Origin of the sequence: Kribbella sp. NBC_01505, assembly GCF_045040285.1 — a bacterium.
In the GTDB taxonomy this organism is placed as follows: domain Bacteria; phylum Actinomycetota; class Actinomycetes; order Propionibacteriales; family Kribbellaceae; genus Kribbella.
The window spans coordinates 9,741,005-9,753,379 of record NZ_CP109425.1 but is presented as its reverse complement, the minus strand read 5'-3'; the positions used below and the strand labels follow the sequence as shown (position 1 = coordinate 9,753,379).

General features: G+C 68.3%; 12 protein-coding genes. 7 read left to right on the top strand and 5 right to left on the bottom strand.

Annotation, left to right across the window (positions count from 1 at the left end; all coding sequences use genetic code 11):
• Positions 1-5 precede the first annotated feature (5 nt).
• Both OG474_RS45315 and OG474_RS45310 read left to right on the top strand, forming a co-directional pair.
• Positions 6-800: a retropepsin-like aspartic protease gene (locus tag OG474_RS45315; RefSeq protein WP_405059903.1), complete on the top strand. Its 795-nt coding sequence runs from the start codon at positions 6-8 to the stop codon at positions 798-800.
• A 20-nt stretch (positions 801-820) separates the two neighbouring features.
• On the top strand, positions 821-1,726 hold the full coding sequence (locus OG474_RS45310) for a hypothetical protein (protein WP_405059902.1): 906 nt from the start codon (positions 821-823) through the stop codon (positions 1,724-1,726).
• Here the strand turns inward: OG474_RS45310 and OG474_RS45305 are convergent.
• On the bottom strand, positions 1,723-2,622 hold the full coding sequence (locus OG474_RS45305) for a hypothetical protein (RefSeq protein ID WP_405059901.1): 900 nt from the start codon (positions 2,620-2,622) through the stop codon (positions 1,723-1,725). The genes OG474_RS45310 and OG474_RS45305 overlap by 4 nt on opposite strands.
• 181 nt (positions 2,623-2,803) lie before the next feature.
• Between OG474_RS45305 and OG474_RS45300 the strand changes: the two genes are divergently transcribed.
• Both OG474_RS45300 and OG474_RS45295 read left to right on the top strand, forming a co-directional pair.
• Complete coding sequence (locus OG474_RS45300) at positions 2,804-3,385, top strand: papain-like cysteine protease family protein (protein WP_405059900.1); 582 nt, start codon at positions 2,804-2,806, stop codon at positions 3,383-3,385.
• A gap of 3 nt (positions 3,386-3,388) precedes the next feature.
• The gene (locus OG474_RS45295) at positions 3,389-4,192 is read left to right on the top strand and encodes a hypothetical protein (RefSeq protein WP_405059899.1); all 804 of its coding nucleotides are present in this window, start codon (positions 3,389-3,391) and stop codon (positions 4,190-4,192) included.
• On the opposite strand, the gene OG474_RS45290 is transcribed toward OG474_RS45295, so the two are convergent.
• Complete coding sequence (locus OG474_RS45290; RefSeq protein ID WP_405059898.1) at positions 4,189-4,977, bottom strand: dienelactone hydrolase family protein; 789 nt, start codon at positions 4,975-4,977, stop codon at positions 4,189-4,191. The two genes, OG474_RS45295 and OG474_RS45290, sit on opposite strands and share 4 nt — an antisense overlap.
• On the bottom strand, positions 4,970-6,760 hold the full coding sequence (locus OG474_RS45285) for a hypothetical protein (protein WP_405059897.1): 1,791 nt from the start codon (positions 6,758-6,760) through the stop codon (positions 4,970-4,972). Before OG474_RS45285 ends, OG474_RS45290 begins: the two co-directional genes overlap by 8 nt.
• Before the next feature lie 77 nt (positions 6,761-6,837).
• Between OG474_RS45285 and OG474_RS45280 the strand changes: the two genes are divergently transcribed.
• Together OG474_RS45280 and OG474_RS45275 are read left to right on the top strand one after the other, a co-directional pair.
• Complete coding sequence (locus OG474_RS45280) at positions 6,838-7,434, top strand: GrpB family protein (RefSeq protein ID WP_405059896.1); 597 nt, start codon at positions 6,838-6,840, stop codon at positions 7,432-7,434.
• A complete protein-coding gene (locus OG474_RS45275; RefSeq protein ID WP_405059895.1) occupies positions 7,403-7,918 on the top strand; it encodes a GNAT family N-acetyltransferase in 516 nt (171 codons plus the stop codon). The genes OG474_RS45280 and OG474_RS45275 overlap by 32 nt, the downstream gene beginning before the upstream one ends.
• On the opposite strand, the gene OG474_RS45270 is transcribed toward OG474_RS45275, so the two are convergent.
• Entirely contained in the window at positions 7,865-8,257 is a 393-nt protein-coding gene (locus tag OG474_RS45270) for a hypothetical protein (protein WP_405059894.1), read from the bottom strand. The genes OG474_RS45275 and OG474_RS45270 overlap by 54 nt on opposite strands.
• Before the next feature lie 284 nt (positions 8,258-8,541).
• On the opposite strand from OG474_RS45270, the gene pepN reads away from it, so the two are divergent.
• Positions 8,542-10,932 carry an aminopeptidase N gene (pepN, locus tag OG474_RS45265; RefSeq protein WP_405059893.1) on the top strand — a complete coding sequence of 797 codons (2,391 nt, stop codon included), beginning with the start codon at positions 8,542-8,544 and terminating at the stop codon, positions 10,930-10,932.
• Here the strand turns inward: pepN and OG474_RS45260 are convergent.
• Positions 10,925-12,151, bottom strand: a complete 1,227-nt coding sequence (locus OG474_RS45260; protein WP_405059892.1) for a DUF349 domain-containing protein — start codon at positions 12,149-12,151, stop codon at positions 10,925-10,927. The two genes, pepN and OG474_RS45260, sit on opposite strands and share 8 nt — an antisense overlap.
• Between the last annotated feature and the right edge of the window lie 224 nt (positions 12,152-12,375).

The following is a 12,375-nucleotide window of genomic DNA, read 5'->3' as shown; positions in this document are numbered from 1 at the left end:
GTCAGTTGATCGAGATTCCGTTCGACCGGGTCGGGCATCTGATCCGGATCGCTGCTGGGCTGCCAGGTGGCCAGCCTGCCCGCTTCCTGGTCGACACGGGGATCGGGATCTCGCTTGTCCACCCCACGGTGGTCGATCGGGCCGGATTGCAGCTGACCGGCGAAGAGTTCACGGGCCGTCGCATGTCCGGGCAAGAGGTTCGAACGCCCCTGACGGCGCTGCCTGTCCTGCGCATCGGGGATCACACCGTGACCGAGGCGGTGGTCGCGGTCGCGGCGCTCGGTGCGGTTGACGGGGCTGACGGTTTCGACGGCATCCTCGGCCTGGATCTGCTCGGGGAGCTGCCGTTGACCGTCGACCCGTTCACGCAGGTCATCAGGCTGGGCGTACCGGCGGCCGACGAGCGGACCGCCGTACCGGTCCGGGTGCGTCGCGACGGCCGTTCGGTCGAGTTGCGTGCCGAGCTCCGGCTCCCGGACGGTCAGGTCGTCGAGGTCGAGATCGACACCGGGTCCGGGGCGACGATCCTCGACTCCCGGTTCCTGGAGGCGTGTTCGGTCGAACTCGCGGCCGACGGTGTGCGGACGGTGGAGGGCGTGGACGAGACCGGCCACCGGTTTGTCCGTCGCTTTGCGCAGATCGCCGGCGCGCTCTCGCTCGATGCCGCGCCGGACCGGAGCCGGCACGAGCAACCGACGGTCATGTTCCAGGACCTTGGCCTCGATGGCCTGATCGGTACGCAGTTCCTTGATCGTTTCGTGCAGACCTACGACACCGGTAACGCCACGCTGAGTTTGTGAGGCGGGGGAGACTGCTTGGTATGGGTTTCTCGGGTGAAGTCGGGCGGCGTGGGTTGCTGATCGCGGGCGCGGGGTTGCTGGTCGGGTGCAGCTCCTCGGAGAGCCCTTCCAGTACGCCGCCGCCGAGTGCCGGCCCGACTACGCCTACGCCTACTCCTGCTCCGACGCCGTCGAGTTCGTTGCCGTCGACTACGCAGCCTGGGCCGGTGTTGCCTTCGGTGCGGGCGTGGGTGCCGGGGCCGGGGGAGGTGGCGCCGCAGGTGAAGCGGATCGCGGTCGCTGCGGTCATGGAGATGTTGCAGCAGGAGCAGTCCGTGGTCGAGGTGATCGACGCCCAGTACGGCGGCATTCTCGGCAGCACGGCGAGCGTGCTGGTGCCGTGTCGCGTGTACTCGCTCACCGCTGGCCGGGTCGTCACCGGTGGCACGACAGTCGACGTACGGCTGAGTCGTTCCGGGGAGACGTGGCGGGTCACGGCGACGCATCCGGCAGTTCCGGGAGCGGCGGCGAAGACGATCTCGGCGGTGGCTCGGCAGGTGTTGGCGACCAAGCAGATTCTGTTGCCACCGGCATCGATCGCTGATGTGCGGTCAGGGCAGGTGCACGACAGCGTGCTGACCGCGATGCTGCAGCTCGCGAAGACCTATCGGATCGGGGTCAGCGTGATCCGGTCCGGGCATCCGATCAATGTGTTCGGCACCGATCGGCCGAGTGACCACCCGCAGGGCCGGGCCTTCGACACGTGGGAGATCGACGGGCAAGCGGTCGTATCGCCGTCCACCTCGCGCAGCCTGATCTCGACGTACATGAAGGCCGCGGAGCGGATCGGTTCGTACAACGTAGGCGGTCCGGTGGTGCTGTCCGGCGCGGCCTTCTTCTCGGACCAGACGCACCACGATCACGTACACGCGGGCTTCCGGATCTAGTCCCACTCCCAAGACATGCCGAGCAGGCCGGGTTCGGTTGACGGCTCGATCAGGTGGGCGCGGCCGTCGGGGGTGAGCATGAGGTCCTGGCTGAGGGCTTCGGCGCCGTCGGCGTGGCGGTGCCGGTACTCGTTGACGCGGACCGGCAGGGCGGATCGGTCGAACTGGACCTCGAGCACGTAATGCGTGCCGCCCCACTCGTCGAAGCGGTAGTAGTTCTGCGAGGGCAGACCGGTCAGGTCCTCGATCTCGTAGTGGACGACGGCCGTGTCGCCGGTCGCGAGATTCCGGTCCAGTAGGAGTTCGGCCAGCAGCGCACCGGCGCTGGCATCACGGGCGACCCGGCCGGTGCGGCAGCCGGCGAGGCCGTGCACGTTCAGCCGGGCGACGTCGCAGCCCGGCTCGCCCTGGTGCGCGATGATGATGCGGTCGACCGGCTGGACCGCGACCACGCACTGGGTCACGCGGCGACGCTGCAGAGCGCCGTCCGGGCCGTGGTGCACCTCCTCGAAGACGGAGAGGTTGCGGAGGCGGCCGTGGGCGTCGCGGCGGAGGCGGTCGAGCAGGTGGCCGAGAGCCTCGGCGTACTCGACGACGGCGTACGGGCGATGTGTCGCGGCCAGCTCCGAACGGGCCGGCGGAATGCGAACCGTCAGCCAGCCGATCGGGACATGCAGGAGCTCCTCGAGCGCGGTGATCACGGCGAGGGAATCGTCGCGCGGGACGCGGCGGCCGCTCTGCCAGGTGCTGAGGGTGGCGACGCCGACCTGCAGGCCGCGGTCGGCCAGATGAGTGCGGATCCGGTTCAGCGCCAGACCGCGATGCGCGATCGCCTGCCGAAGTGCCGCCGCGAACGACGTGTCCGGCGTGACGTCGGGTACCGACGATCCGGTCATGCGCGTCAGTGTAAACGTTCACAGCAGCCGGCGATATTGCCCAGTCATGCGCTGTTCACGCTCCGTTGGGATTCACACCGGTTTCCGGGCCGGGAGTTACTTCTTGCCGGGGGTGCGGCACGTCCTGACTATTGCTCTGTGTTGACGATAGATGGCACCACACCCCATTCAAGGAGGGTTCATGAGCAGGCTCCGCCCCCGCCGCTCCTGGTCATTGCTGCTGGCAACTGTGCTAGGGATGGCAACTCTCGTCCCGCTGGCACCGGCCGCCAACGCCGCACCCGGTAGCTACTACCTGAACGTGAGTGGCCAGTCCCAGCAGAAGACCAACTGGTGCTGGGCCGCGACCGGTAACAGCATCGCGGCCTTCTACGGCAAGAACTACTCGCAGAACCAGTTCTGCAACCTTGCGTTCGGCAACAGCCAGAACGCGACCTGCCCGAACAACCAGGCCACGCTGGGCAACGACCAGCGCGCCTTCAGCTCGATCGGGATCAGCTCCGGCAGCTACATCTCGGGCACGCTGAGCTTCAACACCCTCGTCACCGAGATCGCGGCCGGCCGTCCGGTGATGACGCGGATCGGCTGGACGTCGGGTGGCGGGCACATGATGGACATCATCGGCTACGACTCGTCGGACTCGACCATCAAGTACTACAACCCGTGGCCGGACGACCCGCGCTACAACTTCTCGACGTACAACTGGTACCGGTCCAACTCGCAGTTCACCTGGACGCACTCGCTCTACCGGATCGGAGCCTGAGAGATGAGCCGCCTCAAGCACTTCCTGTTCCGGTCGGCCGCCGTACTGGCCGCCGGTCTCGGTCTCGCGGTGACCACCGCCGCGCTGAGCAGTACCGCGCTGGCGAACGCCGCCGGCCCGCAGCCGGTGCCCGCCGGTGAGTTGTCGAAGGCAACGACCGCCGCCGGCTCACCGACCGCTCTCAGCCTGCTCGGCAAGGCCACCGCCGGGACCAAGTCGGCCACCGCCAAGTCGGCCGCGAAGGTCGCCGTGGCGCAGGACGCCCGACCGGTCTACGCCCTCAACCCGGCCTTCATCCGCGACGCCTCCGCCCCGGTGGCGACGTTCTGGTACGCCGCGACCACGGCAACCCGCGGCACCGACCGCCTCACCGTCTACACGGCCCCCGACGCCAGCGGCACGTGGCAAGCCGTCAACGTCGCGACCGGCGACACCGAGGCCCGCATGTTCACCGCCGCCCGCGGTGCGCTCGTCTTCACCGAACCGCAGATCGGCGCCTGGTACGCCCTCAGCAGCGACCAGATCCGCCCGCTCAACGCCTCCGCCACCAAGTCCATCGGCAGCGCACCCATCACAGTCGCCGCCTACCAAGAGCTAGTAGCCACCCGCTACTCCGACAAGCTCCCCGGCAGCGCCTACTCAGAAAACGGCACCGCCGGCGGCTACGACACCACCGCATCCACCGCCACCACAGCCACCCCCACCGCATCCACCGCCACCCACAACCTCGCCATCCCAGCCACAGCAGCCGGGCTGGCCCTCCTGCTGGCAACCGCCCTCATCATCCACCGCCGCCGTACCGCCTAGTCCTCCAGCTGATCTGATACCCGCCGGGCCATTGTCATCCCGGCGGGTTCCAGATGCTCGATGATGAAATCGCACCAGATCCGCATCGCCGCGGCCGGACTGGTGCGATGTGTCCCTGGGCAGGCGATCAGCTGTTTGTCTTGGGATCCCAGGAGATCGAACAGCTCGAGCTGCCCGGCGCGAGGGAAGAGTTCGTCGTCCCACTGCACGTGGAACAGAACCGGCACGTCGACCCGAGGAGCATCCCGAGCAACCCGTGCGGCCGCGTCGACCGGGGCTGAGACGACGGGTGACTGCAGCAGCCCGTACTTGCCGAGCACCGCGCAACGCAGTCGCCGATTCGCGGCGGCGACGTACGGCAGCCCGAAACGCGTCCCCATCGAGAGACCGAGGTAGGCGACTCGGCTGCTGTCGATCAGGTGCAGTTCAGTGAGGGCATCCAGGGTCGCGTTCCAATCGTCCACCATGCCGTCGGTCACCGCGTCGGCTCCGATCACAGCTGTCCGGTCCAGGGCCTGGCGATCGCCGTGGAACGGTCCGTCGATGGCGACAGCCGCGATATGCCAATCGCCGGCGAACCACCGGCCCAGCCCCAGTTGCCGTGCGGCCCGCTTGTGCCCACTGCCGCCGTGCCCCAGCAGCACGAGCGGACACGGATAGCGAGCGCCTGCAGGCAGCCACAAGATGCCCGGGACGACACCCGTTTCCCGGATGAGGTTGAACCGGCGCTCCGTGACGCCGCGGTCGGTCACCGGCTCACCGATCCAGTGCAATGTGTCAGTCATCAGGTCTCTCCTTGGGAATGTGGTGCGTACCGGTGCGGTCGACGCGGAACACGAATCCGTGCGGCGTCGTCCACTCGACCGTTGTCGCGTCGATGCGCCGGAGCTCCCAGCCGAGCGCGTGCGTCTTCACCCGATGGCCGTAGCGGGACAACGGTGCAAGGTTGTGGGAGTTGGTCTGGCCTGGTGGGCCGAGCGGGTCGTAGGGCTCACCGTGGTCGAGGTCGGTGCTGTTGGTGGTCTCGCGGGTGCCGAACGGGAACAGCTCGGCCGGGTGGATCAGCTTGACGTGTTCGCGGAGCCGGTCGGAGGCCTCGTAGGCGTCCTCGCTGATCGCGTCGTTGAGGTCGATGACCGGCTTGACGAGGTAGGGGCTGTAGCCGATGAGTTCGGTGCGTTGGCTGGCCAGGAACGGGCCGGCACCTTCGGCGCGCACGACACCGTCCGCACCCCTGACGGCGGCGATGAGGGTGGTGTCGGTGAGGTGGATGTACAGCTCGGTCTTGGCAGGCCGCGTCGCGCGTGGACGTTGACCGGGCGGACGGGCGTAAGCGTCTTGTCTGATCTGCGCGAGGCGCGCGTCGAGGGCTCGCCGCTCGGCGGCAGTCATCGCTTCGCCACCTCCACCGCTGCCGGGCGGCGCGTCGAGTGGATCGGGTAGGTCGCTCGCACTGGGATGAGGCGCGTCTCGGTCGGCTTCGTCGTCCGGCGCGGGCTCCATCGGGTAGTCGCCACTGCTACCCCACGTGTCCTGCGGCCGATCATCGGCGGCCGTGTCTGAACCAGTTGAATGCACGAGCCTCAAGCCGTTGGCCGAAGAGAGATCAGAAGCTGCAGATTCAGCCGCGGACGGGGGTGCTGCCACTCCGGGCGTAGATGCCGGTTCGGATGCTGAGCCTCGGGCTGGATCCGGGCCTGCCATCGGGGCCTCAGCGGGCCACGGAGCCGGCGCCGACGATGAGTCCGAGGCAGAGCTGGAGTCCTGAGGCGCGGTGGGGTTGGTGCGTTGGTGTTCGCGGGCCTGGGCGAGGAGTTCTTCGGCGAAGCGGAAGTCAGGCATGATGCCGACCGCCGCTGCCCGGCGCTCCTGCACGCTGCGCTTGTCACCGAGAACCAGCAGGGCTTCGGCGAGCTCGGCGATCCTTGCCTCGTGCCGATTCACCGCAGCGGCCGGAGCCTTGATCACACACGTCTTCGTCCCGTGGTCATCCGTATCACCCACGAACACGCCGCGCTCACGACCCTTGCCATCGGCATCGGCGCGAGCCTGGACGGGATCGGCCTGCATCTTCGCGGCCTTGATGATCCTGGCCAGCCGCCACGGTGAGATCGTGTCCAGCAGATGCGCGACCCGCTGATCGACGTAGAGCGCCGCCTCGAGCGACAGATTGAGGCAATCCTTGGCGAGCAGACGTGCCTTCCACGGCGTCGCCTGACCTGCCAGAACGCGAGCCCACGTGAACGGGAACCGGCTCCGCAACGCCAGCGCCGAGCCGATGTAGTCCCCGGCGACCCCGTGCGAAACACCACGCACCGCGCCGAACTCGGCGATCGCGAACTCCCAGATCGGCGGGCACCCGTCCCCACCCAGCACCACAGCACGCTCACCGCCGTTGCCCGACCCGCGCCCGGGCCGACGCGGACACACCTCAGGATGGAAACGATCGGCATACTCCAACGCCACCTCGAGCCCCCGCACGGCAGCCCGATTCTCCACCGCGAGATAGTCGGCGGCCGACCCCAGCAGGTCGGTCGTCGACAGCGCGGTGAGATCGGCATCGAACATACATTCGACTATAGTCACAGAACGGTAACGGATCAAATCGGCTTGCAGACAAGAGAAAAACGGGCATGCTGGGGGTCATGCCGTTTGCTGATGAGGTTCGTCCTGTGGTTGTCGACGACTATCGGGCGGGTTGGCCGGGGCTGTTCGCGGAGCTTGCTGGTCGGTTGCGGGGTGCGGTCGGGGAGTCTGCGGTGGCGGTTGATCATGTGGGGTCGACGTCGGTGCCGGGGCTGGCGGCGAAGGACTGTATTGATGCGCAGGTGCGGGTGACCGCGCTGGAGCCGTTGGTGGGGTTGCTGACCGAGGCGGGTTTTCGGTTGCGGCCGGAGCCGTGGAATCGCAGTGAGGTCGCGAACGGTCAGACCTGCCCGAAGCTGGTGTTTGCGCCGCCGGTGGGTGAGCGCGCGACCAATGTGCACATCCGGCTCCAGAACGGGCCGAACGCGCGGTATGCGTTGCTGTTCCGGGACTACCTGCGGTCGCAGGACGACGTACGGGATGCGTGGGGTGCGTTCAAGCAACGGGTCGCTGCGAGCGTGCCTGATCTTGCCGACTACGGGCAGATCAAGGCGCCGGCGACCGCCGTGCTGATGGCGGGCGCTGAGCGTTGGGCGGAGCAGACTGGGTGGGTAGTGTCGGGTCGTGGCTCTGACTTTGGTGGCACCCAGCGTTGATCTGTACGCCGCCTGGCGGGAAGCGCATGCGGAGTGGGGACCGGGGCTCCACGAGGATGGATTCGGGCTCGCGGCAACGGATCAGGTCGGGACTGTCGAGGGGTTCACGGCTTGGGTCGAGCGGGTGCGCACCGGTGCCGGGACGTCTCGCTGGATTGTCGAGGACCGCCGCGTGCTTGGCGGGATCGGGCTACGGCATCAGCTGAACGAGCGGACGGGCCACATCGGGTACGGCGTCCGGCCGTCCGCGCGTGGTCGGGGTGTGGCGAGCTGGGCGCTCGGCGCGATTCTGCAGGAGGCTCGGGCGCTCGGGCTCCAACGTGTGCTCGTGGTCTGCTTGGCCGACAACCCGGCCTCGGCGCGAACGATCGAGCGCAACGGCGGCGTGCTCGAGGAGATCCGCGGCCCGGTTCGTCGCTACTGGATCGAGTTACCAGCGGCGGGGGAGCCGGGGGTGCCGGCAGAGGAAGGCGCCGACGGTTAATTCGAGCGCCGGGTAGGAGCCCCAAAGATCGGTACGGCGGATCGGGATGATGTGCCAGCCCAGGCGTTCCAAGTCGGTACGGCGGTCCGCGTCGCGGATCTGCTGGCGGCCGGTCGAGTGCCACGCATCGCTGTCGTACTCGAGCCCGAGCCGACGCCCATCGACCGGGTGGTGCGGATAGCCGAGGTCGAGACGGTACCGGCTGACAGACACCTGCAGCTCCGGCCGCGGGAAGCCGGCGTCGAAGAGCCGAAGGCGGAGCCAGGACTCGCCAGGCGAGGCAGCACGCCCATCGGCGAGCCGGAGGAGCTGCCCCCAGTGCGGTGGAGTCGATCCCATGCAGCCAGGCAGCAGCATCACCGTGGATGACAGCACCAGCCGGTACGACGAGACTCAGCGCCTCCGCACGCAGATCCAGCGAGTCGGGCACCCGCGTATCGACGTACACGCCAGGAATGAGCTGGCGGATGTCGCCGCGCCCCAGCAACCAATGCAGCTTGCGGCCGACCTGATGTGCACGGAAGGGCAACCCACAGAAGTAGTAGGGAAAATCGGCTGGGAGCATCGCAGCAGGATGACTGAAGATGGCCTCGGCATGCGTTGGGTTATCCACAGGGGGAGTAATGCGAAGTTTGACGCAAGAAGAGGCAGCCGAGCGCTCGGCGTTGCTGGCCGTCGATCGGTACGACGTCGCTGTGGATCTGACCGAGCTTCTGACCGGGACGTCGGTGCGGACCGAGTCGACGGTGACGTTCACCTGTCGCCAGCCAGGAGCGGTGAGCTTCGTGGACTGCCTTGCGACCGTGGAGAGCGCCGTACTGAACGGAGTGCCACTGCCTGCGGCCGTTGACGGCCGGATCGAGCTAGCGGACCTGCAGACGCACAACGTGCTGACGGTGGTGGCACTTGCGAGCACGGACGCGCAGGGGATCTGTAGAGCAGTCGATGCGGCAGATGGTTCGGTCTACGCGTACACGGACTTCACACCGGACGCGGCGCGCACTGTCTGGGCCTGCTTCGACCAGCCGGATCTGAAGGCGCCCTGGGTGTTCACTGTGACAGCACCGGCCGGGTGGATGGTGCTGAGCAACAGCAAGAGCGAGTACGACGGGCAGCGCTGGACGTTCCCCGCCACGCCGCCACTGTCGACGTACAACACCGTCATCAACGCCGGGCCGTACTACGAGATCCGTCGCGAGGGTGCGGGGCATGATCTCGGTCTGTTCGCGCGGCCGTCGCTGAAGGACGTTCTGGAGCGTGATGCGGACGAGTTGTTCACGCTGACCACGCAGGGCCTCGAGTTCTTCGAGGCGAAGTTCGGGATGCCGTTCCCGCAGCACAAGTACGACCAGGTCTTCACACCGGAGTTCCCAGGTGCCATGGAGAACTACGGCTGCGTCACCTGGATGGACTGGTTCCTGCGCCGCAGTACGCCGACCCGCGCGGAATGGGACCTCTTCAGCCGCTACCTGCTCCACGAGCTCGCGCACATGTGGTTCGGCGACATCGTCACGATGCGCTGGTGGGACGATCTCTGGCTGAACGAGGCGTTCGCGGAGTTCGCCAGCAACTGGGCGGCGGTCCGGGCGACGTCGTACACGGAAGCCTGGGCGGCGCATCTGGCCGGCGAGAAGCTCAAGGCGTACTTCGTCGACCAGGGACCGACCACGCATCCGATCCGGCAGCTCGTACCGGACGTGGCCGCGGCGGAGGCGACCTTCGACGCGATCACCTACCCCAAGGGCGCGTCGGTGCTGCAGCAACTGATGACCTACGTCGGCGAGACCGCTTTCTCGGCCGGACTCACGAGCTATTTCGCCAAGCATGCCTGGGGAAACACCACCTTGCAGGACCTGATCGACGCCGTGGCCGAGGCGAGTGGCCGTGACCTCGACCGGTGGCGCGACGGCTGGCTGGAGACCGCGGGGACCGATCGGATCACGCTGGACGACGGCGAGCTGCTCGCGCACGGACCCAACGGCCCGGCGCGGCCGCACGTCCTCGGCGTCGGCGCGTACCGCAGGCAGGGCGAGACCCTCGAACGGATCCAGCTGCTCGAGGTCGAGATCGACGGCGAGCGGACCAAGCTCGACCTGCCGGCCGCCGACTTCTACCTGGTGAACGACGAGGACCTGACCTTCGCCTCGACCCGTCCGGAACGCACCGCGCGGACTGCCTTGTTCGAGGACGCGGCCCGGCTGCCCACGACGATCGCCCGCGGGGTCGCGGTCACCACCGCCTGGGACATGCTGATCAACGGTGAGGCGTCGGCCACCGAGGCCGTCAACTGCCTGACCGGCGTGCTCGCCGTCGAGACGTCCGCATCCGTCGTCGAGCCGTACATCAACCTGGCGGTCGAAGCCGCCAGTCTCTGGAGTGCACCAGCAGAGCAGACCGCCCTGCTGCGGCAGGTCGCAGCGACCTGCCGCGACCTGGGACCGGAGTACCGCAAACCGGCCCTCCGCGGCTTCGCCCGGACTGCACTCGACCTCGACCAGGTCGAGTGGCTTCAGACCGAGGCGGGCGACGACACCGACCTCCAGTGGCGGGCGCTCGTCCGCAAGGCCCAGCTGGGCGCTCCGACCAGGGCAGAGGCCGACGCCCTGCTGGCCAAGGACCCGGATCCCGAGGCGTGGGTCAGCAGACTCCAGGTGCGGGCAGCGACTCCCGATGCCGCGGAGAAGGCCGCAGCGTGGCAGAAGCTCGTGACGGAACGCGCGGTGGCGCTCAGCACGGTCCACCAGGTCGCGGTTCCGTTCTGGAGCCCCGGTCAGGAGGAGCTGCTGGCGCCGTACGCCGAGGTCTACCTCGAACTCGTCCCGAGCTTCTACGACGGCGGCAGCATGCCGGCCACGGTCTACACCAGGTGGCTGTTTCCCCTGTACGGCGTCGATCGGGCCTATGCCGACCGGGCGGACGCGCTGGCGGCGCGATCCGTCCCGGTCATCCGCACGAACCTGCTGGACCGCAGCGACCGGTTGCGCCGGATGCTGCGGTCGCGCGGGGTCAGCTGAACTCGGTCAGGGCGTTCTGGGCCTGGGTCAGCCATTCGCGGCGGGCTTCGATGGCTTCGCGGGCCTCGTTGGCCTTGCGGGTGTTGCCCTGGGCCTCGTGCTTGGCGGCCTGCTTCTCGAGGTCGGTGATCAGGGACTGGAGCTGCTTGACGGTGGCTTCGGCGCGGGCGCGGGCCTCCGGGTTGCTCTTGTTCCAGACCTCGTCCTCGGCGGACTTGACGGCCTGCTCGACGGCGCGCAGGCGGCCGTCGATGGCGCGCATCGAGTCGCGCGGGATCTTGCCGATCGCGTCCCAGCGGTCGAGCAGGTCGCGGAGCTGGTCACGGGCGGTCTTGGCGTCCTTGACCGGCAGGATGGCCTCGATCTCGACCAGCAGCGTCTCCTTGGCCTGCTGGTTCTGGATCTGCTCGGCGTTCTCCTCGGCCTGGATGGCGTCGCGGGCCCCGAAGAAGGTGTCCTGGGCGGCGCGGAAGCGGGCCCAGAGCTTGTCGTCGACCTCGCGCGGCGCGGGGCCGGCGGCCTTCCACTGCCGCATCAGCTCGCGGAAGCGGCCGGAGGTCGGACCCCAGTCGGTGTTCGAGGAGAGCGTCTCGGCCTCGGCGGCCAGCCGCTCCTTGACGGTCGCGGCCTCCTCACGCTTGGAGGAGAGCTCGGCGAAGTGCTGCTTGCGATGCCGCGTGTACGTCGTTCGCGCGGACGAGAACCGGTGCCACAGCTCGTCGTCGCTGGCCTTGTCGAGGCGCGGCAGCGCCTTCCACTCGTCCAGCAGCTCGCGCAGGCGGGTGACGCCGTGCCGCCAGTCGGTACCGGCCGCGATGGTCTCGGCCTCGGTCGCGATCTTGGTCTTGGCGGAGCGGGCCTCCTCGACCTTCGCGGCGCGCTCGGCCTTGCGCTTCTCCCGCTGTACGGCGAGGAGCGGGCTCAGCGCCTCGAGCCGGGCCTTGAGTCCGTCCAGGTCACCGACGGCCTGGGCGTCCTCGAGCGAGCCGTTGACCTTCTTCACCGCCGCCCGGGCGTCGTCCGGGGACACCGTGCCCGCCTGGACCCGCTGCTCCAGCAGCTCCACCTCGAACGCCAGCGCGTCGTACCGGCGGGTGTAGAAGGCAAGCGCCTCCTCCGGCTTCGCGTCCGGCCACTGGCCGACCGCCCGTTCCCCGTCCTTGGTCCGTACGAAGACCGTTCCGTCCTCGGCTACCCGGCCCCAGCTCTCTCCGGCCACAACTCGCCCCTTCCGGCGGTATGTACTGCGCTCGTGCCCATTCTGGTCGGCCCCTGGTTCAAGCACGTGTTCAGGGCCTGCCCGGGCGCGTCGGGCCTGGATCCCGACGCTTGTCCCTGAACAATCACAAACTCCTCGCTCGGGCGCAACGGTGTTGCCTAACAATCCGGGTCGAACACAGCCAATCCGGGTCGAAGTCGGCATCCAAGCACTAGTAACCTTGG